The organism is Variovorax sp. 05L425 (assembly GCF_056397705.1).
Map to the genome: position 1 here is coordinate 1 of NZ_JBFTNY010000045.1, position 24,062 is coordinate 24,062.

General features: G+C 65.0%; 23 protein-coding genes and 1 pseudogene. 14 read left to right on the forward strand and 10 right to left on the reverse strand.

Going from position 1 to position 24,062, the window contains the following annotated elements; genetic code table 11:
* Positions 1–630 precede the first annotated feature (630 nt).
* Positions 631–882: a type II toxin-antitoxin system Phd/YefM family antitoxin gene (locus tag AC1DN9_RS29180; protein WP_478105859.1), complete on the forward strand. Its 252-nt coding sequence runs from the start codon at positions 631–633 to the stop codon at positions 880–882.
* Positions 883–916: 34 nt separating this feature from the next.
* Positions 917–1,234, forward strand: coding sequence for a type II toxin-antitoxin system RelE family toxin (locus tag AC1DN9_RS29185; protein WP_478105860.1), 318 nt, complete (start codon positions 917–919; stop codon positions 1,232–1,234).
* A 146-nt stretch (positions 1,235–1,380) separates the two neighbouring features.
* Here AC1DN9_RS29185 and AC1DN9_RS29190 read toward each other — a convergent pair whose 3' ends face one another.
* Positions 1,381–2,517, reverse strand: a complete 1,137-nt coding sequence (locus tag AC1DN9_RS29190; RefSeq protein WP_478105861.1) for an iron-containing alcohol dehydrogenase — start codon at positions 2,515–2,517, stop codon at positions 1,381–1,383.
* Between the two features lie 124 nt (positions 2,518–2,641).
* On the opposite strand from AC1DN9_RS29190, the gene AC1DN9_RS29195 reads away from it, so the two are divergent.
* From AC1DN9_RS29195 to AC1DN9_RS29205, 3 genes are all read left to right on the forward strand, one after another.
* On the forward strand, positions 2,642–3,577 hold the full coding sequence (locus AC1DN9_RS29195) for an alpha/beta hydrolase (RefSeq protein ID WP_478105862.1): 936 nt from the start codon (positions 2,642–2,644) through the stop codon (positions 3,575–3,577).
* On the forward strand, positions 3,574–4,443 hold the full coding sequence (locus tag AC1DN9_RS29200) for a YbgC/FadM family acyl-CoA thioesterase (RefSeq protein WP_478105863.1): 870 nt from the start codon (positions 3,574–3,576) through the stop codon (positions 4,441–4,443). Before AC1DN9_RS29195 ends, AC1DN9_RS29200 begins: the two co-directional genes overlap by 4 nt.
* Before the next feature lie 98 nt (positions 4,444–4,541).
* A complete protein-coding gene (locus AC1DN9_RS29205) occupies positions 4,542–5,270 on the forward strand; it encodes an alpha/beta fold hydrolase (protein WP_478105864.1) in 729 nt (242 codons plus the stop codon).
* A gap of 16 nt (positions 5,271–5,286) precedes the next feature.
* On the opposite strand, the gene AC1DN9_RS29210 is transcribed toward AC1DN9_RS29205, so the two are convergent.
* Positions 5,287–6,375, reverse strand: a complete 1,089-nt coding sequence (locus tag AC1DN9_RS29210; RefSeq protein WP_478105881.1) for a YeiH family protein — start codon at positions 6,373–6,375, stop codon at positions 5,287–5,289.
* A 176-nt stretch (positions 6,376–6,551) separates the two neighbouring features.
* On the opposite strand from AC1DN9_RS29210, the gene AC1DN9_RS29215 reads away from it, so the two are divergent.
* The gene (locus AC1DN9_RS29215; RefSeq protein WP_478105865.1) at positions 6,552–7,463 is read left to right on the forward strand and encodes a LysR family transcriptional regulator; all 912 of its coding nucleotides are present in this window, start codon (positions 6,552–6,554) and stop codon (positions 7,461–7,463) included.
* Here the strand turns inward: AC1DN9_RS29215 and AC1DN9_RS29220 are convergent.
* Genes AC1DN9_RS29220 through AC1DN9_RS29255 form a run of 8 tightly spaced genes read right to left on the reverse strand, consistent with a single transcriptional unit; the run spans position 7,451 to position 14,374 of the window.
* Positions 7,451–8,671 carry a porin gene (locus tag AC1DN9_RS29220; RefSeq protein ID WP_478105866.1) on the reverse strand — a complete coding sequence of 407 codons (1,221 nt, stop codon included), beginning with the start codon at positions 8,669–8,671 and terminating at the stop codon, positions 7,451–7,453. The two genes, AC1DN9_RS29215 and AC1DN9_RS29220, sit on opposite strands and share 13 nt — an antisense overlap.
* 32 nt (positions 8,672–8,703) lie before the next feature.
* The gene (locus AC1DN9_RS29225; RefSeq protein WP_478105867.1) at positions 8,704–9,456 is read right to left on the reverse strand and encodes an SDR family NAD(P)-dependent oxidoreductase; all 753 of its coding nucleotides are present in this window, start codon (positions 9,454–9,456) and stop codon (positions 8,704–8,706) included.
* Positions 9,457–9,458: 2 nt separating this feature from the next.
* The gene (locus tag AC1DN9_RS29230; RefSeq protein ID WP_478105868.1) at positions 9,459–10,628 is read right to left on the reverse strand and encodes an acyl-CoA dehydrogenase family protein; all 1,170 of its coding nucleotides are present in this window, start codon (positions 10,626–10,628) and stop codon (positions 9,459–9,461) included.
* Positions 10,629–10,649: 21 nt separating this feature from the next.
* Positions 10,650–11,729, reverse strand: a complete 1,080-nt coding sequence (locus AC1DN9_RS29235; RefSeq protein ID WP_478105869.1) for a phosphotransferase — start codon at positions 11,727–11,729, stop codon at positions 10,650–10,652.
* Complete coding sequence (locus AC1DN9_RS29240) at positions 11,726–12,529, reverse strand: TauD/TfdA dioxygenase family protein (protein WP_478105870.1); 804 nt, start codon at positions 12,527–12,529, stop codon at positions 11,726–11,728. Before AC1DN9_RS29240 ends, AC1DN9_RS29235 begins: the two co-directional genes overlap by 4 nt.
* Before the next feature lie 25 nt (positions 12,530–12,554).
* A complete protein-coding gene (locus AC1DN9_RS29245) occupies positions 12,555–13,526 on the reverse strand; it encodes a quinone oxidoreductase family protein (RefSeq protein WP_478105871.1) in 972 nt (323 codons plus the stop codon).
* 32 nt (positions 13,527–13,558) lie between these two features.
* Positions 13,559–13,921, reverse strand: coding sequence for a hypothetical protein (locus AC1DN9_RS29250; protein ID WP_478105872.1), 363 nt, complete (start codon positions 13,919–13,921; stop codon positions 13,559–13,561).
* 3 nt (positions 13,922–13,924) lie between these two features.
* The gene (locus AC1DN9_RS29255) at positions 13,925–14,374 is read right to left on the reverse strand and encodes a hypothetical protein (protein WP_478105873.1); all 450 of its coding nucleotides are present in this window, start codon (positions 14,372–14,374) and stop codon (positions 13,925–13,927) included.
* Between the two features lie 157 nt (positions 14,375–14,531).
* Between AC1DN9_RS29255 and AC1DN9_RS29260 the strand changes: the two genes are divergently transcribed.
* The 8 genes and pseudogenes from AC1DN9_RS29260 to AC1DN9_RS29295 all read left to right on the forward strand — a co-directional run.
* The gene (locus AC1DN9_RS29260; RefSeq protein WP_478105874.1) at positions 14,532–14,822 is read left to right on the forward strand and encodes a UxaA family hydrolase; all 291 of its coding nucleotides are present in this window, start codon (positions 14,532–14,534) and stop codon (positions 14,820–14,822) included.
* 11 nt (positions 14,823–14,833) lie between these two features.
* The gene (locus AC1DN9_RS29265; protein WP_478105875.1) at positions 14,834–15,988 is read left to right on the forward strand and encodes a UxaA family hydrolase; all 1,155 of its coding nucleotides are present in this window, start codon (positions 14,834–14,836) and stop codon (positions 15,986–15,988) included.
* A 7-nt stretch (positions 15,989–15,995) separates the two neighbouring features.
* The gene (locus AC1DN9_RS29270; RefSeq protein WP_478105876.1) at positions 15,996–16,688 is read left to right on the forward strand and encodes a GntR family transcriptional regulator; all 693 of its coding nucleotides are present in this window, start codon (positions 15,996–15,998) and stop codon (positions 16,686–16,688) included.
* Between the two features lie 23 nt (positions 16,689–16,711).
* Positions 16,712–17,743, forward strand: coding sequence for an Ldh family oxidoreductase (locus AC1DN9_RS29275; protein ID WP_478105877.1), 1,032 nt, complete (start codon positions 16,712–16,714; stop codon positions 17,741–17,743).
* A gap of 40 nt (positions 17,744–17,783) precedes the next feature.
* On the forward strand, positions 17,784–21,353 hold the full coding sequence (locus AC1DN9_RS29280; RefSeq protein ID WP_478105878.1) for an indolepyruvate ferredoxin oxidoreductase family protein: 3,570 nt from the start codon (positions 17,784–17,786) through the stop codon (positions 21,351–21,353).
* A gap of 119 nt (positions 21,354–21,472) precedes the next feature.
* A complete protein-coding gene (locus tag AC1DN9_RS29285; RefSeq protein WP_478105879.1) occupies positions 21,473–22,795 on the forward strand; it encodes an MFS transporter in 1,323 nt (440 codons plus the stop codon).
* 48 nt (positions 22,796–22,843) lie between these two features.
* Positions 22,844–23,842, forward strand: a complete 999-nt coding sequence (locus tag AC1DN9_RS29290) for a tripartite tricarboxylate transporter substrate binding protein (protein WP_478105880.1) — start codon at positions 22,844–22,846, stop codon at positions 23,840–23,842.
* Positions 23,843–23,914: 72 nt separating this feature from the next.
* Positions 23,915–24,062 (forward strand): annotated as a pseudogene (locus AC1DN9_RS29295) (NAD(P)(+) transhydrogenase (Re/Si-specific) subunit alpha); the annotation flags it as partial.

Sequence of the window (24,062 nt, forward strand, 5' to 3'; positions counted from 1 at the left end):
CTTTGCGACTCGTGCAACCACTCTGGTCCTAAAACAACCCTGCGTTTGCGCGATGAGACCACTGGATGACTCCGTCACGCTGATGCCGACCGCACAGCCGCTGTTCGGCATACTCGCGAATCAAAGCCGTTTGCACACAACCTCGGCCGCTTCTGCCCTCCGAGGCACGCGCATCAGCCTTTTGAGCCGAGCCCCTTTCGCACGGGCTGGCCCTCGATACCGAACGCCAGAACTGCGGGCCCGTCAGGTACGAATCCATTGCGGAGGTAGAACGTTCGAGCTGTGCGCGTGCTCTCCAGGCGCAATGCCTCGACCCCTGCCCGAGTCGGCGGTCCAAGACACCGCGTCGGGACCCACAGCCATCGCGATGGACGCGACAGCGCAGAGAGAGGCGAAAACGACAGCTTTGCGCATTTGACGTCCACTCGACTACAACATGAGCGCACGGCTTCGCTATCCACGACCGAACAATCCAGGCCGAGTGCTTGCCTTCGGAGGTGCCCGCCCGCATTAGCCTCTATCTTGACTTGTCCGGCGGTGCGCCTGGAGACCAGTACTACCGCACCGCAGGAACGCGCTTGACCAAGGCTTAGAGCGTAGCTATATTTGGCTCCAAATACGGAGCTATTTATGGAAGCCATTCTCGCCGACGTCGCCGTAAGCATGTCCGAGTTCAAAAAGAACCCGGCCGCAGTGCTAAGGGAGGCGAACAACCGTCCCGTTGCGGTACTCAACCACAATCGCGCCGCGTTCTACATGATCGAGCCTCGCCTCTTCGAGGCCATGATGGAGGAACTCGCCGACCAGGAGCTGTACCGCAAGGCCGTCAGCCGCTTGGCCGAGAAGTCGCGAGCCGTCGAGGTCGACATTGACGACCTCTAAAGGCAAGCCGAAGCACAAATACAAACTTCGCTTCATGCCGGAGGCCTTGGAGGAGTGGCGCAAGCTTGATGGCTCTGTTCAGGCGAACCTCAAGAAGCTGCTCGCCAAGCGACTCGACAACCCTCATGTGCCTGGAGGAGAGCTGCATGGACCGCTCGCGGGCTGCTACAAGATCAAGCTGCGGCAGCAAGGCGTGCGCCTGGTCTACTCGGTCGAGGACGACCACTTGCTGGTGACTGTTGTGGCCGTCGACAAGCGAGAGAACGGCGTGGTCTACCAGTCCGCGCTTGCACGCCTTTCTGTCGCGGCGGTTGCGCTTTCGAAAGCACTGCGCGAGAAGTTGAAGAAGTAGTCAGCAGGTTGGCGCGGTCTGCTCGGCACAAAGCAACTGCATGAACGCTGTGGTGCAGACAAGCTTCAACCTCGGATAACGGAAGCGGTTCATGTGGCGTCCTTTTGGGATGAATCGTTGAACGTTCGCATGGCCTTGCGCTGCTTCTACATCGACGCTTCAAGCATCCGCCGATAGTCGTCCCGTGTGGCGAGCCGCGGGTTGGTCTTGTGGCAATGGTCGACCATCGCGCCGTCGATCACCTGCTCGAAGATGTCCGGCGTCACGCCGACTTCAGCGAGGCCCTTGGGCAGTCCCAGGCGCGCGCACATTTCACGGATCGCGTCGCCGAGGTCACCGGCCGAATCCAGATGCATGGCGTGCGCCATGCGCTGGAGGCGCTGGTCCTTCTGAACCGATTCGGCGCCGGCATTGAAGTGGATCACCGCCGGCAGGAAGAGGGCGTTCAGCGTGCCGTGGTGCAGCCGGGGATCGATGCCGCCCAGGCTGTGGCTCAGCGAATGCACGCAGCCCAGGCCCTTCTGGAAGGCCATGGCGCCCTGCATCGAAGCGCTCATCAGGTTGAGCCGTGCCTCGCGGTCGCTGCCGTCCTTGGTGGCGCGTTCGATGTAGCCCCAGGCGCGTTCGAGCCCGTCGAGCGCGATGCCGTCGGCCGGTGGATTGAAGGCGGCCGACATGAAGGTTTCCATGCAATGCGCGATGGCGTCCATGCCGGTCGCGGCGGTCAGCCGGGGCGGCAGGCCGAACGTGAGTTCGGGGTCGCAGATGGCGGCCTTGGGCATCAGGAACCAGTTGTGGAAGCCGAGCTTGCGGTGGTCGTCGACGATCACGATCGCGCCGCGCGCGACCTCGCTGCCGGTGCCGCTGGTGGTGGGCACGGCGATCAGCGGCGCGACGCGGTCGGTGATCTTCGTCGAGCCGCCCTCGATGGTGGCGTAGATCTTGAGCGGGCCTTCATGCGTGGCCGCGATCGCGACGCCCTTGGCGCAGTCAATGGCGGAGCCGCCGCCGACGGCGATCAACCCGTCGCAGTTCTGCGCGCGGTACTGGGCCGCGGCGGCGCGCACGGCGGCTTCGGTGGGGTTGGAGGGCGTCTGGTCGAACACGGCTGCCGGCATGTCGCCGAGCGCGTCGAGCGCCTTTTGCAGAACACCGGCCGCGCGCACGCCCGCGTCGGTCACGACCAGCGGACGCTGGATGCCGATGCGCTCGCATTCGCTGCGAAGCAGCCGGATGGCGCCGAAATCGAACTGGATCTGGGTGAGGTATTGAATGAGGGCCATGGCGCTTTGGGTTTGTGCGGACGGTACGATGCGAGCCCTCGAATCTAACAAGCACGAAGCACTTTGGACACTCAAGAAACCCCTGCGCTTGACGCAATCGGGACAGCCGGCGAGGACTGACGAAATGGTCGCGCTCACCCCCAAGATGGCCAGCGTGGTCGAACGCATGGTGCGCGCCGGGCGTCCGCCGCTCAATGCGCTACCCCCCGCCGAGGCCAAGGCCGCCTACGAAAAAGGCGCCGGCGTCCTCGAAGTGCCCAAGCCGCAGCTTGCGCGCGTCGAGGATTTCACCTTGCCCGCTCGCGACGGCTACGCACTTCCGGCGCGCTTGTATGCGCCGTCGAACGCGGTGTTGCCGGTGCTGCTGTTCTTTCATGGTGGCGGATTCACGGTCGGCAGCATTGCCACGCATGACACCTTGTGTCGTGTGCTGAGCGAGAAGAGCGGCTGCGCGGTGGTTTCGCTGGACTACCGGCTGGCCCCGGAGCACAAGTTCCCGACGGCGTCGAACGATGCGTGGGATGCGGTCGAACACCTCGCCGGGAACGCAGGGCAGTGGGGCCTCGACGGCACGCGCATCGCGGTCGGCGGCGACAGCGCCGGCGGCACGCTGGCGGCGGTGTGCGCCATCCTCGCGCGAGATGCGGGAATTCCACTCGCGCTGCAACTGCTTTTCTATCCAGGCACCGCCGCGCACCAGGACACGCCTTCGCACAAGAAATACGCCGAGGGCCCACTGCTCGGCGAGGCGCTGATCAGCTATTTCTTCAACCTGTATGTGAATTCGCCCACCGATCGCGACGACTGGCGTTTCGCGCCCCTCAACGCCGAAGACGTCGAAGGCGTCGCGCCGGCGTGGATCGGCTTGGCGGAATACGATCCGGTCGTGGACGAAGGCATCGCTTATGCCGACAAGCTGCGCGCCGCGGGTGTGCCCGTCGACCTTGAAATCTATCGCGGCGTGATCCACGAATTCGTCAAGATGGGCCGCGCCATCCCCGAAGCGCTGCAGGCGCATGCCGATGCAGCCCGCGCACTCAAAGAAGCCTTGCAACCATGACTGAACAGCTCAAGAAATCCGACTTTCGTTTCTTCCACCGCCTGCGCGTGCGCTGGGCCGAGGTGGACATGCAGAAGATCGTCTTCAACGCGCACTACCTGATGTATTTCGACACGGCCATCGCCGACTATTGGCGCGCGATGGCGTTGCCGTATGAAGAGGCGATGCAGTCCCTGGGCGGCGACCTCTATGTGCGCAAGGCGACGGTCGAGTTCAATGCCTCGGCGCGGGTGGACGACCTGCTCGACGTCGGCATGAAGTGCGTGCGCGTGGGCAATTCGTCGATCTTGTTCGTCGGCGGCCTGTTCCGCGGCGATGAACTGCTGGTGAGTTGCGACCTGGTCTACGTGTACGCCGACCCGGCCACGCAGACCTCCAAGCCGGTGCCGCTGCTGCTGCGCGAGATCCTCGCGGGCTACGAGGCCGGCGAGCCGATGCGCGACGTCGCCACCGGCAACTGGGATTCGCTCGGGGAGGGCGCCGGCAAGGTGCGGCGCGAAGTCTTCATCGAGGAGCAGCGCATTCCCAAGGAACTCGAATGGGACGAGCACGACGCGAACGCGGTGCATGCCGTCGCGCGCAATCGGCTCGGGCAGACGATTGCGACGGGCCGGTTGGTGGCGGAGTCAGCCGGTATCGGGCGCATCGGACGCATGGCCGTGCACCGCACGCTGCGCGGTGGCGGCCACGGAGAGGCGGTGCTGCGTGCGCTCGAAGCCGTTGCGGCAGCGCGCGGCGACCGCGAGGTCACCCTGCATGCGCAGCGCAGCGCCGAGGCTTTCTATACGCGGCTCGGATACGCACCGCACGGCGAGCCCTTCGAGGAAGCGGGCATCGCCCACATCGAAATGCGCCGGAAGCTCTGACCTCGCCGGCATCTGCCGGCATCGGCCGGGATTACCCGATGGCACGCGGCACAGGCGCCGCTCAAGATGGCCGCTCCTCATTTTTCGGAGACACAGCGATGGCCAACTTTGTTCTCGTCCATGGCGCCTGGCACGGCGGTTGGTGCTACCGGGAAACGGCGGATGCGCTGCGCGCGGCCGGACACACGGTGTTCACGCCCACGCACACGGGCGTCGGCGAGCGCGCGCACCAGTCGGCGGAAAACATCACGCTCGAAACCCATATCCGAGACGTCTGCGGCTGCATCGAGTGGGAAGAACTGAGCGACGTGATCCTGGTCGGCCATTCGTATGGCGGCATGGTCATCACCGGCGTGGCCGACCGCATGAGCGACAAGATCCGCTCGCTCGTCTATCTCGACGCCTTCGTGCCCGAGCATGGCGATTCGCTGAACGGCCTGCTGAACAAGGCGCTGGCGCCTGAAGTGGCCGCGCAGTTTCTCGGAGCCTTCCGTGGCACCGCCTTGCAGGACCACAGCGGATTGATGCAGCCGATTCCCGCCGAGATGTTCAACATCGCCCCGGCCAACCGCGCGCGCGTCGACCGCCTCTGCCGGCCGCAGGCGCTCGCGACCTTCGAGATGCCGCTGCTGCTCACTGGCGCGCTCGACAAGATCAAGAACCGCCTGTACATCCTCGCGGACAACTGGGACCCGAGCCCGTTCCGCTATTTCGCTGCCAAGGTCGAGAAAGCGTCGGGTTGGCGGCTGGTCAAGATGCCGGTAAGCCATGACGTGATGGTCGACATGCCCAAGGAGCTTGCTGCGGAACTGCTCAAACTGGCCTGAACGCCGGCGCTGCCGCTCAGTTCAGCAGAGCCGTCACGCCAGTGTTGATGGCGAGACCGCCGAAGATCAACCAGGCGAACAACACGGCTGCCAATGCCAGCGGCTTGATACCGGCCTTGCGGACCGCTGAAACGTGGGTGGAAAGGCCCAGACCCGCCATGGCCATCGCGAGCAGTACGCCATCGATGCTGGTGATTTGACTCACGACGGCAGGCGGCAGCACGGCGAGCGAATTCAATCCCGCCACGGCAACGAAGCCGAACGCGAACCAGGGGATGACGAGGCCGCCGCCTTGCTTGGCATCGCCGCGGTTCTCGGGGCGGTCCGACGCGTCGTCGCGTCGTGACGACCGGGACAACCACGCCGACAGGATGATCAGGAACGGCGCCAGCATCATGACGCGGACCATCTTCGCGATCACTGCCGTGTTCGCGGCTTCTTCGCCGACTGCGCGTCCGGCTGCGACCACCTGGGCCACCTCGTGGATGGTCGAACCCGCGAATACGCCGTAGGCGTCCTGCGACATCGGGATCAGGTGGTATTGCGCATTCAGGTGGTGCAGGACGGGGTAGAGAAACATGGCGAGCGTGCCGAACACCACCACCGTGGCGACGGCGACCATGACCTGCTCGGCACGGGCGCGCACCACGGGTTCGGCAGCCATGACCGCCGCCGCGCCGCAGATCGAACTGCCGGTACCGATCAGCATCGCCGTCTTGCGATCGAGGCCAAATACCCGTGTGCCCAGAAAGCAGGCCAGCCCGAAGGTGCTGCAGATCACCAGCGCGTCGATCGCCACGCCTGCCCAGCCCACGTTGCCGATGTCCTGGAAGGTGAGGCGCAGGCCGTAAAGAATGATGCCCAGCCGCAGCAGCTTTGCCTTGGACAGCGTCACGCCCGCGTCGGCAACCGTGCTGATCCGCGAATACACGGTGTTGCCGACCACCATGCCCAGCACGATCGCCAGGGTGAGCGCGCTGATGCCGTTGGATTGCAGCCAGCCCAGTTGCGCCAGATGGATCGATGCGAAGGCGATCGCGCCCGTCAATGCGAGGCCCGGCGCCATCCCGCGCCAGCGTGTCCAGGCGCCGGGGCGCTGCTGCATCACGGCATCTGCGGCGGTCGACTGGGAGGGGAGGGTGAGGTCGGCGACGGAGGACATGGGGTTCTGCAATGCGTTGATTGGATGGGTGCAGACGAACTTTGACGCCCCGCGCCTTATCTGACAAACGGATAGTTCAGCTATAAATAAGCGATCAAACAGGTATAGAGTTCAAAACCATGCGATTGACCTTGCGCCAACTCCTCATCTTCACGGCCATTGCCGACGCCGGCAGCACCACCGCTGCCGGGTCGCGTCTGGCGCTGTCGCAATCCGCGACCAGCGGAGCGCTGAACGAACTGGAAAACCTGCTTGGCGCGCAACTGTTCGATCGCGTCGGCAAACGCCTTCTCCTGAACGACAACGGGCGATCCTTGTTGCCGCAGGCGAGGGCGCTGCTGGACAGCGCGCAGGACATCGAGGCCCAGTTCGGGCTCGGCAGCGCGGCGGCCGGCCAGGACGCGATGGCAACCCGGTTGCGAATCGGCGCCAGCACCACCATCGGTAACTACCTCTTGCCGCAATTGGTGGCCAGCTATCTGAGGACATGGCCTGCCGCGGGCGTCGATGTGCAGATCGGCAATACGCGCGACGTGGCGGGATCCGTGGCCCGACTGGAGGTGGACCTGGGACTGATCGAAGGCCCCTGCCGCGAAGCGGAGCTTCGCGCGGTGCCGTGGCGGGAAGACGATCTGGTGATCGTGTGTGCGCCGACGCACCCCCTGGCGCAAAACGGGGCGCAACGGGTGCCGCTCAAGGCCCTGCGGCAGACGCGATGGCTGCTTCGCGAACCCGGCTCAGGCACTCGCGAAGCAACGGAGCAGGCGTTGCTGTCGCATCTGCATCACCTCGACGGCGAAATGCTCCCGGGCAGCACGGAGGCCATCAAGCAAGCAGCGGCAGAGGGGCTGGGTCTTGCCTGCCTGTCGCTTTGCGCAGTGCAAGACCTTTTGACCCTGGGCAGGCTGGTGGTCCTGGAAACCACGCTGCCGCGCCTCACGCGTCGGCTATACCTGATCCATCATCGCCGGAAGCGGTTCTCGGCCAACCTGCAGCGCTTTGTCACGCACTGTGAGGCTCAGAACGCGTGACGGATGCCCAGGTCGTAGCCTCGTGACGTCCTGGCCTGGAAGGTGCCGCCCGAGACGAACGGCACGCTGCCAACAGCCAGGTCGTAGCCGTTCTTGTTGTTGAGCTGAGCGATGGTGGCGTAGAGCGCGGTACGCTTGGACAGGTTGTAGACATAGCCGAGCGCCCACTTGCTGGCGGTCGGATCGCCGGTGAGTTGCGCGATCACTCGGTTCGGATCGATCTTCACTTGCGAGTAGGAGGCCCGGATCAGCCCGGCGCCGATGGGCACCGTCGCGCCGAGCAGGTAGCCTGTGGCGCGCGGCGAAGCGTTGATGGCGCCGATGGGGACGATGCCGTCGTTGTCCGTATTCAGCKTGGCTTTCGAGAATTCCCCGAACAGCTTCACGGGGCCGAAGTCGTACGAGGCGCCGAGGTTGGCGGAGTCGAGCGTCGTTGTCAGTCCGGCAAAGTAGTCGTCGGCAATCGTGGCCTCGCCGTATGAAACAGCCACGTCCAACGGACCGTTGGCGTAGCCGACGCGACCGCCCCAGTATGCGCCCGCACGCGAATTGTTCGGGACCTTCGGCGGCGTGAAGACGCCAGGGTCGTACTTGACCTGCTCGTTGAAGGCATACATGGCCTGGCCGTAGAAGCCACCGAGGTTGGGTGGCAGGAAATAGCCGACAGAATTGCTGGCGCGGATGTAGGTGCTGTTGGCCCGGAAGCCGCTGACCGACGCCCCGGTGCTGCTGAAGCCGTTGGCCGTGGCAATGACATTGGTGCCCACGCCGTTGGCGCTGAACGGGTCGAACACGAGGTCGTTCCAGAAGGTCGGCGTGTAGTCGCGGCCGAGGCGCAACTCGCCGGCGACGCCCGACAGGCTCACCGTCGAGCGGCGATTGAAGAAGCCGTTCGCACTCGGGCCTGAGTTCGCCACATTGCCGCCGGTCGTTCCATCGTCCGGAAAGAGCGCGGATTCGAGCCAGAAGCTGGCAGCCAGACCGCCACCAAGGTCTTCCGTTCCGCGGAACCCAAGGCGGCTCTGGTTGTAGCCATTGCTTGCCAGCACCTGGCGACTCGTCCGGGCGCTGACGCCCAACGGGGTCTCCGACGTGTTTTGGTAGCCGCTGACCGATTCATCCAGCACGCCGAACAAAGTGACGGATGACTGCGCGGAAGCGACTCCGAGAACTGCCAGGGCAGCCAGACCAACCAGGGACTTTTTCATTTTTGGGTTTTTCATGGTTTTGAGAATTCGCACTAGAGTGAACTGACCAGATGTCCGCCATCGACGGCAAGCACGGCACCCGTCATGTAGCGTGATGCGTCGGAAGCGAGCAGGAGCAGCGGCCCGTCCAGCTCATCGAGCTGCCCGAGGCGCCTCGAAGGAACGCGCTTGATCAATGCCTGGCCGGCGTCGCCTTGCCAGAAGTCATGGTTGAGTTCCGTGTCGAAATAGCCCGGCGCCAACGCGTTGACGCGGATGCCTTCGCGCGCCAGTTCAAGCGCCATCGACTTGGTGAGCTGGATCAGCGCCGCCTTGGACACGGCGTACGCAGACACGTGGCCGGCCTGCCGCAAGCCGAGGATCGAAGCGACGTTGATGATCGAGCCGCGTGTCTCCAGCGCCTTCATGCGCCGCGCCGCGGCCTGCGCGACCATCGCCGCGCCGCGCAGGTTGGTATCGAGCACGCGGTCCCAGTCCTCGTCGCTTTGTTCGAGGAAGGAGCGCGTCAGCGTCACGCCCGCGTTGTTCACCAGCACGTCGAGCCGGGGCAGGGCCTGGATGCACGCGCGCACCTGCTCGGGCTGGCTGACATCGAGTTCGAGCGCCTGCGCGCGGGCGCCGCCTTCCTTCAGTTCGGCGACGATGGCCTCGAGCGCAGCGACTCGCCGGGCGGCCAGCAGCACGTTCGCGCCCGAACGCGCCAGCAGGCGCGCAAAGTGGGCACCGAGTCCGCTCGACGCGCCCGTGACGAGGGCGGTGACGCCCGTCAGATCTGCCTTCAACATGCTCAGTGCTCCTTCATGCGGCGCTTGATGCTCTTGGCCAGCGACCAGCGGTGAACCTCCGACGGGCCGTCGTAGATGCGGAAGGCGCGGATCTCGCGGAACGCCTGCTCGACCACCGTGTCGCGCGTGACGCCCAGGCCGCCGAGCACCTGCACGCAGCGGTCGGCGATCCGGTACAGCGCCTCAGACACGGCGACCTTGGCCATGCTGCTTTCCTGCGTTCCCTTGGCGCCGGTATCGAGCACCGCGGCGCACCAGTCGATCATCAGCTCGGCCTGTTTCAGGTCGATCTCGTTGTCTGCCAGCATGAATCCGACGCCTTCGTGATCGATCAGCGGCTTGCCGAAGGCATGGCGGCGACAGGCGTAGTCGGTGGCGATGTCATGCGCCCGGCGTGCCGTACCCCACCAGCGCATGCAGTGCGTCAGGCGTGCCGGCGCGAGGCGAACTTGCGCGTAGTCGAAGCCTCGGCCTTCTTCGCCGAGGATCTGGTCCGCCGGCACGCGCACGCGGTCGAGCGCGATGACGGCATGCCCGCCGGGCATCGAGTTGTCGATGGTGTCCAGAATGCGCTCGATCTTGATGCCGGGGCTGTCCATGTCGACGAGGAACATCGTCGCGCGTTCCTCGGTGCGGGCCATCACGATGCCGAAGCCGGCACCGACAGCGCCCGTGATCAACCACTTCCGGCCGCTGATCAGCCAGTCGCTGCCATCGCGCACGGCCTCGGTCTTGAGCATCGACGGGTCGGAGCCGGCGCCGCCATCGGGCTCGGTCATGAAGAAGGCCGAGCGCACGTCACCGGCAGCCAGCGGGCGCAGGAAACGCTCCTTCTGTGCCGTCGTGGCGACCCGCTCCAACAGGTGCATGTTGCCTTCGTCGGGCGCCATGATGTTGAGCGCGACCGGACCCAGCGGCGAATAGCCGGCGGCACGGAAGACCGCCGCGGTCTGGAGGTGCGTGAGCCCATGGCCACCGTATTCCGCAGGCAGATGCGGCGCCATCAAGCGGGCCTCGCGGGCCTGCGTGCGCAGTTCCCGAACGAGATCCTCGGACGGCCCGTGCCCGTGGTTGCGCGGGTCTTTCTCGTAGGGGATCACGGTTTCGCGCACGAAACGCAGGACGCGCTCCGGCAACTCCGCGGCGGCCGCGGAAGGCAGGTGTGGAGACATGGTGTGTTTTTCTGTTGAAATTCAGCCGGCTTCGCGCATCGCGATTTCGGCTTGTTGCCAAGCCAGCTTGGCCAGCGGCTCGACGTTCTTCGCCATTTCGACGGCCTGCGCCGACGATGCGGTCCCGCGCAGCAGGCGCCCCTTGATGCCATGCAGGATGGCGGCGAGGCGGAACATGTTGAACGCGATGTAGAAGGCGTAGTTGGGGATGCCGTCACGCCCGGTGCGTCTCACGTAGGCGGCAACGTAGTCGGCTTCCGAGGGCAGGCCGAGCGGCTCGAGGTCTTCGCCAAGCAAGCCATTCATGATCGATGGCGGCAGCCGGTACATCATCGCGTGGTAGGCGAAGTCGGCAAGCGGATGACCCAGCGTCGAGAGCTCCCAGTCCAGCACCGCCAGGACGCGCGGCTCCGTCGGGTGGAAGATCATGTTGTCGCAGCGGAAGTCGCCGTGCGAGATCGTCGTCTCGTCGCCCGCGGGAACGTGTTGCGGCAGCCATTCGACCAACCGGTCCATGTTCGGATCGCGGCCTGCGAGCGCGTCGTCCCGATACTGGCCGGACCAGCGTGCGATCTGCCGTTCGAAGTAGCCGCCGGTGCGGCCGTAGTCGCCCAGGCCGATGGCCGACGGATCGATGCCGTGCAAGCGGGCGATCGTTGCGTTCATCGCGTCGAAACAGGCCGCGCGCTCGGGCGCGGCCACCTCTGGCAGGCGCGGGTTCCAGAACACGCGCCCTTCGATGCGGTCCATCATGTAGAACTCGGTCCCGATCACGCTGCGATCCACGCACAAGGCGTGTACCCGTGGCACCGGGAACTCCGCTTCGTGCAAGGCTGCGAGCACGCGGTACTCGCGGTCGATCGCATGGGCGCCCTTGAGCAAGTCGCCCGGCGGCTTGCGCCTGAGGACGTAGCTGCGGCGGTCTGTGTCGACACGGTAGGTCGGATTCGATTGGCCACCCTTGAATTGACTGACCCGCAACTCGCCGGCCCGGTCGCCGACATTCGCGTGCAGCCAGTGCGCCAGGCGCTGCTCGTCGAAGCGAAAGGCTTCGCGCACGGGCTCGACGTCCTGCGCCAGCGCGCAATCGTCGCGCTTCATTGCGGCACTTCGCCTTCCATGGTGATGCGGTTGAGCACTCGCTCGGCTTCGCCGTAGTCGTGGACGGCGTAGTGCATGGTGCAGCGGTTGTCCCACATCACGACATCGCCTTGCTGCCACATGTGCCGATAGATGTTGTCCGGGCTCGTCGAGTGCTCATACAGGAAGTCCAACAGGGGGCGGCTTTCCTCGTCGGTCATGCCCTCGATGAGCTGCGCCGTCTCGCGGTGGCCGACGTACAGTGCCTTGCGGCCGGTTTCCGGATGGGTGCGCACCAGCGGATGCACGGCGGTCGGCAGGCTGGCCGCATCGGCGCCCATCATGCGGCCCAGGCGCAACCCGACGAACTTCACGCGCAGGCCTTCGAGCATGCGCTTCATCGTGGGCGACAGCCGTTCATAGGCCTGGTACTGGTTGCACCACATGGTGTCGCCGCCGTTGGGCACTGTCACGGCCGACAGGATCGAGATCTTGGGCGGGACCGGTGTGTAGCACGAGTCGTAGTGCCACGCCTCGGTCGATGCTGTCGCCTTGGGGATCTTGGTGACTTGCACGATCTCGGGATGGCCTTCGAGGTGCTTCAGCAGCGGGTTGGTATTCAACGGCTTGCCCCAGCGCCGGCCGAATTCGACCTGGGCCGCGGGCTTCAGTTGCTGGCCGCGGTAGATCAGCACGCAATGCGTGAGGAAGGCGTCGTGCAGCGCGGCGAACGTCTCGTTGTCGATGGAGCTGTTCAGGTCGATGCCTTCGACGCTGGCGCCGATGGAACCGGTCAACGGTGTCACTTTGAGTTTCGTCATCTTTGTCTCCGGGCTAATGGGTCAATCAATCAATGGTCAGAACGATCTTTCCGAAGTGCTGGGCTTGCATCATGTAGGCGTGTGCCGCATGGATGTCGTCCAGCGCAAAACTGCGGTCAATGGCCCAGCGGATGCGGCCGTCGTTCAGGAACGGAAGCATGTCGCGCGCGCAGGCCTGAATGCACTGCAGCCGCTCCTGCTCGGAGCGTGTGCGGAAGGTGACGCCAATCAGCTTCAGGCGCTTGAGCCAAAGTTGTTCCAGGTCGATCTGTGCGGTGCGCCCGCCCAGCCGGGCAATGTTCACGTAGCGTCCGCCCACCGCCATGCTTTGCACGTTGGCCTCGAACACCGGCGCGCCGACCAGGTCGATCACGACATCGACGCCGCGCTTCTCGGTCGCGGACATCACCTTCTCGACCTGTGACTCTTTCGAGGAATCAATACCCACCTCGACGCCGAACTCCGCCAGTCGCGCGAGTTTCTCTGCCGAGCGAGACATCGCCATCACAGGATGAGCCTTCCAAAGCGATGCGATCTGCAGCGCCGCCCAGGCCACGCCGCCCGACGCGCCGTTGACAAGGATCGACTCGCCCGGGCGCAACTGTCCGTTGGTGATCACCGCGTCGTGCGCAGTGATGAACGCGTTGGGAAACGACGCCGCCTCGATCCATGAAACTGTCGAAGGCACCGGCATGATGGCCAGCGGATCCGCAAGGACGTACTGCGCCTGGCACTCGCGCCCATGCCCCATGACACGGTCGCCCTCGCGCCAGGCGGTGACTTCGCTCCCGACTTCGGCGACTTCGCCGGCGAACTCCACGCCGACCGTCATGGGGTCGCCGGTGCGCTTTTCCTTGGCCTGCGTGATTTCGCCGCGGTTGAGCCCGGATGCGCGTACGCGCACGAGCACCTGGCCGGGCCCGACCTTGGGCCTGGCGATCTCCTGAACTTCAATGCGCCCGCCGTCGGGATGCGGAATGACTCTGACTGCCTTCATGTATTTCTCCGTGTTTGGGTAGGTTGCCGGCGTCACGAGGAACGAGCGCTGGCGCGTATGAGTTCGAGCAGCGAGAGCGCGCGTTGCGCGGCATCCTTCCCGCCCGAAACGGCGCCTCGCACATAGGCGGGGCGCAGGTCTTCGATGGCGCTGAGGGAAGCGACGCCCTCCGGGTCGGCTACGCTCAGCCGACGCAACTCGTTCACGATGAGAAGGTAGGTGTGCATGACGTCCTGCGCGGGCTGTGTCGCGCCGAGGCGATGCAGATGGGCGTTGAGCCAGTGCGAGCCGGCAAGCATCGACCCCTCGATGATGATTTCGTAGTCGTCAGGCCCGCACTTGCGCAAGGAGTTCTCGATGCGCTGTGCCGCTGCTTCATGTTCCTGGGGCTTCATGGCTTACTCCAAAGGGCAGCGTTGGTTCAGGATGGCCATGCATTCGCCGTAGGCCCGCTCGCAGGCATCGACGATCTCTTGCGTCGGCTTGCAGCCCTCGCGCACACAGGGATCGCGGTGCTCTTCGATGCGCTCCATCGCGTGCATCATTTGATGGACGTCCTCGGGCACCGGGGCCTCGATGACCGGGCGCCCGACGTGCAGCACATCGCCCAGCGCGGCGAACTTCGACACCAGGCGGCCGTCGGGCTGCGGCACCAGGTAGACACCCGGTTGCATCGCATAGGCCTCCACGGGCTCGGTCACTCCAGAGTGGTGAAGGGCGGCATTGACCGCATGCGTGCCCGACATCATGGTTGCCCAGAACCACAGCTCGAAATCCTCCAGCGGGTCGAGCCGTGCTCGCAACTGGTTCAGCTTGTTGACCTTGTTCAGATGACCTGGGATCTGCATGACTTTGCTTTCAGACGATGGAGGCGACTGTAGTTAGCCGATTCGGTCATGTCAACAAGTCCTATATAGGACAAGTACCTACGCTTGCTCTCTATTTACTTGTTGCGGTACGAAGAAGCAGTGCCTATAGTTGCGATGTCCTCTATAGGAGTCAAACATGCCAAGAAGCATCATCCTTCACCCTTCCGACAACGTAGCCACCTTGATCGATCCCGCCAGAGAAGGCGAGACCTGCTCGCTGCAAGGCGAGATTTCCGGTCAGGTCATCGCGCGGCAAGACGTCGCGTTCGGTCACAAGATCTGCATCTCGCCGATCCCCTTGGGCGCCAACGTGCTCAAGTACGGGCAAGTCATCGGTCGCGCCACGCGGGCCATTGCCCCCGGAGAGCACGCCCACGTACATAACTTCGATTCGGCTCGCGCTCGCGGCGATCTGGAAGAGCGCTAGGAATTCCGACCATGACCAAATCATTTCTCGGCTTTCGGCGCGAACACGGCCCCGCAGGCGTGCGCAACTGGATCGCCGTCATCTCGGTGATGGACAACTGCAATCCGGCGACGCGCGCAATCTCGCAAGCAGTGGGCGGGACCCTTCCCGTGACCACGCTGTTCGTGCGTGGCCAGTTCGGCGCCGACCTCGAGTTCGCGCTCGATTCGCTGGCAGGACTGGGTCGCAACCCCAACATCGCAGGCGTTCTCCTGGTGGGCCTCGAAGAATCGTCCACTGAAGAAGTGGCGCGCCGCATCCGTCCCACAGGCAAGCCGGTGGAAGTCGTTCACCTGCAGCCGAACGGCACGATCGAGTGCGTGGCGCAGGGAACGCGGCATGCGGCACGCATGGTGCTGCAGGCTTCGCAGATGAGGCGCCAACCCTGTCCGATGTCGGACCTGGTCATGGGCGTCGAGTGCGGGGGGTCGGACACCACGTCCGGCCTGAGCTGCAACCCGACGATCGGGCGCGTGGCCGATCGGCTGATCGATGCCGGCGGCACGGTCATCATCTCGGAGACGTCCGAGTTCATCGGCGCCGAGCATCTCTTCGCAGCGCGCGCAGTGGACGACACCGTCAAGCAGGCCTTCCTGAATGCCGTACAGGGCATGGAAGCCATGGCGGTACAGCGCGGCGTCAACATGCGTGACTCGCAGCCCGCGCCCGACAACAAGCGCGGCGGGCTCACGACCGTCGAGGAAAAGGCGCTGGGCGCGTTGGCCAAGGCCGGCAAGAGCCCGCTCGTGGGCGTGCTGGGCTACGGCCAGGCGCCAGCGCGCAAGGGACTGCACTTCATGGACGCTCCCTCGGGCGCGGTCGAGAACCTGACGGGCTTCGCCGTCAGCGGCTGCCAGCTGATCTGCTTCGGCACCGGCGTCGGCAACCCGATCGGCAACATGGTGGCGCCGACGATCAAGATCTGCGGCAACGTCAACACCGTGAATTCGATGCGCGACAACATCGACTTCGATGTCAGCGCGATCTTCGAGTCCTCGGCCAAGATCGCGGACCTGGGCGACCGGCTCTACGACTACGTGGCCGAAGTCGGATCAGGCACCCGCATCACGAGCGAGATCCTGAATATTCGCGAAACGGCTGTCAGCCGCTTCGAACGCAGCCTGTGAGTGCACCATGACCAAGCTTGAACGCGTCTCCGACGCCATCATCGAAGCCATCGAATCGGGTGCATTGCGCGAGGGCGATCGCCTGCCGTCCGAGGAAGAATTCGCCGCCCAGCACAGCGTCAGCGTGGGCACCATGCAGAAGGCACTGGCGCGGCTGGCGAATGCCGGCCTCATTCGGCGCGAGCATGGGCGCGGGACCTTCATCTCCGGTCACAAGGTGGCCCCGGCCGACGTGCGGCACCTGCGCTTTCTCGACGAGCAAGGGCTTCCGCTCACGTCGTATGTGCACGCCCTTGGCGTCAAGCGCTTGAAGCGCAAGGGCCCCTGGTCGGACTTCCTGGAGGGGGAGGCTTTTGTGCGCGTCGATCGCACGATCAATGTCGGCGGAAAGTTCGACCTCAGCAGCGAATTCTGGTTGCGCGAGGAAGATTTCGAAAAGCTCGGTGGCGTGGAGCGCCAGGAACTGGAAACCAATCTGCGCGAACTCCTGCTGCAACGACTCGCTTTGCCCACGCTGCGGGTCGATCAATGGATCCGCTTTGCGCCGCCCACCGCCGCCGCGGTCCGCTCGCTCGATCTGGACCCGGAAAAGCCGAGCTTCCTGATGGAACTGCGCGGCTACACGCTCAGCGACAAGCCGCTGTACTACCAGAGCGTCTGCGGGGGACCTTTCTCCGAGCGGCTGGTGATTGTTCGCTAGGTCCCTCACGTCGATTTCCTTCCATGACGAATCATTCCATCGAGTCCTTGACGGACTGGACCGCCCAGATCCTGACGTCGTGCCAGGTTCCGGCCGAAGATGCGCTGCAGGCGGCCCAACTGCTGGTGCGCAGCGAACTGCGCGGCTACGCGACCCACGGCATGACGCGCCTGCCGTCCTATGTCGAGCGCCTGCTGGCCAAGGATTTCAACCCGCACGCGCAGTTGCGCCACCGCGAGTTCCCCGGTGGCGTCGTGCTTGATGCCGACGGGGCAATGGGCCAGATCGCCGGCGCTCGCGCGGTCCGGCTCGGGTTGCAGGCACTCGAGCAATCCGCCAGCGTTCTGGTGGCTGTTCAGTCCTGTGGGCACATGGGCGCGCTCGGTGTCTACGCGCTGCAGGCGGCTGAAGCCGGCGCGATGTGCCTGGTCGGGCAACGTACCCCGCCGCTGCTCGCCATGGAAGGCTTCAAAGGAGCGGCGATCGGGCATAACCCGATCGCGTTCGGTTGCCCCGCGCAGGGCGAGTCGCCCATCGTCTTCGACATCGCCTGCAGCGTGGCGGCGCGTGGGCACGTATTGCTCGCCGCGCGTGAAGGGCGCGACATTCCTGCCGGCTGGGCTCTCGATCCCGAAGGACGCCCGACCACCGACGCCAAGGCGGCATTGGCCGGCTCGCTGCTGCCCATGGGCGGACACAAGGGCATCGGCATCGCGATGATGGTCGAGTGCCTGGCCGGCGCACTGGCGGCCACCGCCGAGTCCTTCGCGCCGGAGTGGCAGGACGTGCCGGCTTCCGGCGCCATGGGCCGGCAAAGCGCGTTCGTCTGGATGGTCAAGCCACAGGCCTTTGCGCCGCAGCCCCTGCTGGCCGACTACATGCACCAATGGATCGACCACTACCGGGATTGCGGCGGCGAGCACGCGCGCCTGCCGGGACAGCGCGGCGCCGAACAGGAACAGCGCGCGCAACGGAAGGGCATCGAACTGCCCGAGAGCCTGACGCGCGAGTTGACTGCGCTCGGCGCACGCCGGCAACTGGCTTTTCCCGCCTGACCGTCCCATTCACACAAGACATGACCAGCGAGACAACCCCATGAACGCACCGGTTTCCAAACTGCAACGCGAGGCCCTCGAGAAGGTGACTCTCGACGACCGCTACGCCCTCACCACCGGTCGTGCGTTCATGAGCGGCGTGCAGGCCCTCGTGCGGCTGCCAATGATGCAACGGGCGCGCGATGCGAACGCCGGCCACAACACCGCCGCGTTCATTTCCGGCTATCGCGGATCGCCGCTCGGCACCTATGACCAGGCGCTGTGGCAGGCGAAAAAGCATCTGGCCGACAACCATGTGGTCTTCAAGCCGGGCGTCAACGAGGAGCTCGGCGTCACCGCTGTGTGGGGATCGCAGCAACTGGAGTTCGATGCGGCCAGCAAGAAGTACGACGGTGTCTTCGGCATCTGGTACGGCAAGGGACCGGGCGTGGATCGCAGCGGCGACGCGCTCAAGCACGCCAACCTGGCCGGCACCGCGCCCCTGGGCGGCGTGATCGCACTGGCCGGCGACGACCACGTGTCCAAGAGCAGCACGCTCGCGCATCAAAGTGACCACACGTTCATGGCCTGCGGACTGCCGGTGTTCTTTCCCTCCAACGTGCAGGACATTCTCGACCTTGGCGTGCATGCCTTCGCCATGAGCCGCTTCAGCGGACTGTGGGCCGGCATGAAGACGGTGCAGGAGGTGGTGGAATCGGGCGCGTCGGTGCTGACAGATGCAGACCGCGTACGCATCGTCCTGCCCGAAGACTTCACCCCTCCCGAGAGCGGCATTCACATCCGGTGGCCCGATGACCCGCTGGGGGCCGAGGCCCGAATGATGGAGTTCAAGTGGCCGGCCGCGCTGGCCTATGTGCGGGCGAATCGCCTGAACCACAACGTCGTGGCGAGTCAGAACGACCGGCTGGGCATCATCGCCAGCGGCAAGGCCTATAGCGACACGCGACAGGCGCTGCTCGACCTCGGGCTGGATGACGCGGCATGCCGCGCGCTCGGCATCCGCGTGCATAAAGTCAACGTGGTGTGGCCACTGGAGCCGACCAGCGTCCGCGAGTTTGCCCACGGCCTGCGCGAAGTCCTCGTGGTCGAAGAGAAGCGGCCCATCATCGAGCAGCAACTCAAGGATGAGCTGTACCACTGCCCGCCGCAGCATCGCCCTGCCGTATTCGGCAAATACGACCACACGGAAGGGGCGGGTGGCGAATGGAGCCACAGCAGGCCCGCCGAAAGCTGGCTGCTGCGCGCCAAGGCCGACCTGTCGCCCGCGCTGGTGGCGAAGGCCATCGCCCACCGTCTCAAGTTCCTTGGCGTGCCGGCCGATGTGGCGGCGCGCATGGACGTTCGCCTGATGGAGATCGAGGCGAAGCAGCGGGCCACTGCGCAGGGCGACAGCCGTGGCACCGACCGCCTGCCATGGTTCTGCCCCGGTTGCCCGCACAACACCAGCACGCGCGTACCGGAAGGCTCCATCGCGATGGCCGGCATCGGCTGTCACGGCATGGTGACGTGGATGGACCGCTCGACGACCTCCTGGACGCAAATGGGCGGCGAGGGCGTGCCCTGGATGGGCCAGGCGCCATTCAGCAAGCGCAAGCACATGTTCGCCAATCTGGGCGACGGCACGTACAACCACTCGGGGCTGCTCGCGGTGCGCCAGTCGATCAACGCTGGCGTCAACCTGACCTACAAGATCCTGTTCAACAGCGCCGTCGCGATGACCGGCGGTCAACCGGTGGACGGCGGCCAGCTCGACGTGCCGGCCATGTCGCGCGAACTGGCGTCCGAAGGCGCCCGCCAGATCGTCGTGGTGACCGACGAGCCCGCCAAGTACGAGGGCGTCACCAACCTGGCACCGGGCGTGACCATTCGGCATCGCGACGAGCTCGACACGGTGCAGCGCGAACTGCGCGAAGCCGACGGCGTCACCGTGATCATCTATGACCAGGCATGCGCCACCAAGAAACGCCGCGAGCGCAAGCGCGGCACGATGGTCGATCCGGCCAAGCGCGTGGTGATCAACGAACTCGTGTGCGAAGGCTGCGGCGACTGCTCCGTGCAGAGCAACTGCCTGGCCGTGCAGCCTGTGGAGACCGAATTCGGTCGCAAGCGCAAGGTCAACCAGGACACCTGCAACAAGGACTTCTCCTGCGTCAAAGGGTTCTGCCCGAGCTTCGTGACGGTGGAAGGCGGCCAACTGAAGAAGCCGGTCTCCGCTGCCAAGGGAAAGGCCTCCATCCCGGACGCGATCCCCATGCCGAACCTGCCGGACGCCGCCACGCCTCGACGCATTGTCGTGGCGGGGATCGGCGGCACGGGCATCGTGACCATCGGCGGCGTGCTCGGCATGGCCGCGCACCTGGAAGGGAAGGGCGTGATCACCCAGGATGCCACCGGCATGGCACAGATGGGTGGCGCGACGTGGAGCCATATCCAGATTGCCGCGAGCCCGGATGCGCTGCATGCCAGCCGGGTCGACCTCGCCATGGCGGACCTGGTGATCGCTTGCGACATGGTGGTGGCCGCCAGCAAGACCACACTGGCCACGATGTCGGCTGAGCGTACCTACGTTGTCCTGAATAGCCATCTCACGCCGACCGCGGCCTTCGTCAAGAACCCGGACTGGGACGCACAGGCCGATCAGGCCGTCGCGAGGATCGCGCAGGCTGTCGGCCATGGCGAACTGGCCAGCCTCGACGCCGAACAGGTGGCCACCCAATTGCTGGGCCAGTCGATCTACGCGAACCTGTTGCTGCTCGGCTTCGCCTGGCAAAAGGGCAGGGTGCCGTTGTCCCATGCAGCGCTGATGCGCGCCATCGAACTCAACGGCGTGCAGGTGGAGAACAACAAGGCCGCCTTCGAGTGGGGACGCCAGTGTGCGCATGACATGTCGAAGGTGCCCTTGCGTGCTGCCAATGCCCAGGTGATCCAGTTCACGCGCAAGCCGTCGGTGGGTGAACTCATCGGCAAGCACGCGGAATTCCTCATCGGCTACCAGAACCGCGCCTACGCCGACCGGTATGAGACCTTCATCGCCGGTGTGCGCAAGAGCGAATCAGTCGTCGGCAACACGCGCTTCACCGAGGCCGTCGCCCGTTCGCTGTTCAAGCTGATGGCCTACAAGGACGAGTACGAGGTGGCGCGCCTGCACACAGGCGCGGCGTTCCGCAAGCAGATCGAATCCATGTTCGAAGGCAAGGTCCGCCTGGTGCATCACCTGGCCCCGCCGATGTTCGCCAGGAAGAACCGCGACGGCGAACCGGTCAAGGGCGAGTACGGCCCGTGGATGCGCAGTGCATTTGGCTTGCTGGCCCGGCTGAAGGGCCTGCGCGGCACGGCCTTCGACCCCTTCGGCTACACCGAGGAACGCACGCAAGAGCGGACGCTCATCCTTGAATACCGCCGCTGCGTCGAGGAACTGCTGCCAAGGCTGTCGGCGCAGAACCTGGACCTGGCGCTGGAAATTGCGAGGGTGCCGGAAGAAATCCGCGGCTACGGCCACGTCAAGGCGCGCAACGCCGCCGCTGCGAACACCAAGTGGGGGCACTTGATGGCCCAGTGGCGCGACCAGGAATCGCAGCCGCAAAGCAGGAAGTCGAAGGTGGCGGCCTGAACCGAGTCGTGTAGCACGCCATTCGAATCCTTCGCTGGCCGGAACGACGGCCATGTGACTGAACCATCCCCCACAGACCCACAGTGCGGCGAACGCCAGACCGCACAAGGAGACAAGCAATGTCCATCGATTCCTCCGCCGTGGTGGCACCGCCCCACGCAACGGTCCCGGCCAAGGCCCCGACCAAGCCGATGTCCAAGGCGTCGGCAATCACCGCCATCACCATTGGCGGCGCTCTGGAGTTGTATGACTCCGGCGTGTACAACTTCTTTGCCATGATGATCATCCCGCTGTATTTCCCGGTGGGAAATCCGCTCGGCCAGTTGTTGCTGACCTTTGGAACCTTCGGTGCCGGCTACCTCATGCGGCCGCTGGGGGGCCTCGTGATCGGCGCCTACGCCGATCGCCGCGGCCGCAAGCCGGCGGTGCTGCTGTCCATGTGGCTGATGGCCTTCAGCGCGCTGATTCTTGTCGTGACACCGCCGTATGCGCAGCTCGGCGTCCTCGCCCCGATCCTGATGATCGTCGCGCGCCTGGTCCAGGGCTTTGCGATTGGCGGAGAAATGGGCTCGGCGAGCGCCATGTTGCTGGAATACGCAGACGAACGTTCCCGCGGGTTCTACACCAGCTGGCAGACGGCCAGCCAGGGAATTGCCGCGGTGTTCGCCGCACTCGTGGCGCTCTTTCTCAGCCATTCGCTGTCTCCAGCGGCGCTCGAGTCCTGGGGCTGGCGCGTGGCATTCCTGATCGGCATCCTCGTGATCCCTGTCGGACAGGTGATCCGAAAGCGCCTGGAAGAAACGCTTCCTCCCGCGCCGCGCAAGAAGGCGGCTTCAGGCGGATGGCAACTGATGCGCCAGCACCGCCGCGAATTGGCCGCAAGCGTGCTGCTGATGACCGGCCTGGCCGCTGCCATTCACCTGATTGCCTACTACCTCCCCAACTACGCAACGTTCCAGCTGCACATCCCTCGCGACGAAGCGGTGTGGGCAGGCTTTGTGGCAGCGGCCATGATGGTGGTCTTCGGCCCCATCGCCGGACGGATGACCGACAAGGTAGGTCGCCGCAAGATGGTGTGGTGGACGCGGCTTGCGCTGCTGGCGATGGCGTATCCGGCCTTCGTCATGCTCAATGCCTTCCCGTCGCTGCCCTGCCTGCTGGTGGTAGTGGGTTGCCTGGCCATTCCCATGGCGATGACGTCGCCGCCCACGCTCGTGCTCGTGAGCGAGGTGCTGCCGCAGCGCCTGCGGGCCACGGGCATGGCCGTGACGTACTACGTGGCCGTTGCCGTGTTCGGCGGCTTCGCCCAGTTGTTTTCGACGGCGCTGATCCATGTGACCGACAGCCCCAATGCACCGGCGTTCTATCTCGTCGGCTGCGGCCTGATCTCCCTGCTTGGCCTGGCGGCCGTGCCTGAGACGCTCGGCCGGAAGCTGCAGTAATTCTTGGACGCCTACGGGCGTTCCGTTGGAACAATCCAGGAGACAACCATGTTCATCACCCGTGCCCTACGCCTGTCCCTGATGGGTCTGGCTCTTTGCGCGACACAGGTCCACGCCCAGGATGCGGCCCCTTATCCCAACCGGCCACTGAAGCTGGTGGTGCCCCTCACACCAGGGACGACGACCGACCTGGTCGCCCGGGAATTCGCCGACCGAATGGCCAGGAAGCTCGGGCAACCGGTCGTGGTGGACAACAAGCCCGGTGCGGGCGGGATCATTGCGGCGCAGGCGGTGGCCAAGTCGGCTCCCGACGGCTACACCATCCTGCTGATCAATTCTCAGCATGCGATCAATCCCGCCGCATACGACGCGATGCCCTACGACACGTTGCGGGACTTCACGGGCATTGCCCTCATCGGGGACGCACCCGCGGTCATCGCAGTGCCGAGCGCTCTCGGCGTGCGAAACCTCGGGGAGTTCATCGCCCTGGCCAAGAAGCGCCCGGGCGAGATCAACTACGGCTCGTCGGGAATCGGCAGTCAGACCCATCTGGCCGGCGCCTATTTCGCAACCCAGGCCGGGGTGGCGATGACGCATGTCCCCTATCGGTCTTCGTCGGAAGTGACGGCCGACCTGATCACCAATCGGATCCAGTCGGTGTTCACGCCTCCCGCATTCGTGCTCGGGCAGATTCGCGAAGGCAAGCTTCAGGCCTTGGCCGTTACCGGGCCCGAGCGACTGAGCCTGCTTCGCGATGTACCCACCACGACCGAAGCCGGCCTGCCGGCGTATCAGTTCGCCACCTGGTTCGGCTTCGTGGCCCCCAGCAAGGTGCCGCCACAGATCGTGAGCCAGCTTGCGCGCACGATGAAGGCCGTCCTCGACGATCCAACCCTCAGGCAAAAGTTTGCCGATCAAGGCATCACCCCGAGGTTTCTCATGCTTCAGGAGTTCGACGCGTACATCAAGTCCGAGATGGACCGCCTGGGCCCGATCGTGAAAGCGTCCGGCGTCCAGGAGAAGGTCAAGGACAAGGACAAGCGTTGACATGCAGCCGGCGAGGGACACAAACACTTGGCCATGGCGTTTGTCCACGGCACCACTGAAAGGAACGATGACATGCTGATAGGCGTGCCGGCCGAAACTGCGCCAGGCGAGACAAGAGTGGCCGTGACTGCGGAGACCGCGAAGAAGCTGGTTGCGCAGGGCCACACCGTGCGAGTGCAATCGGGCGCGGGCATTGCGGCCAGCCTCACCGATGGCGCCT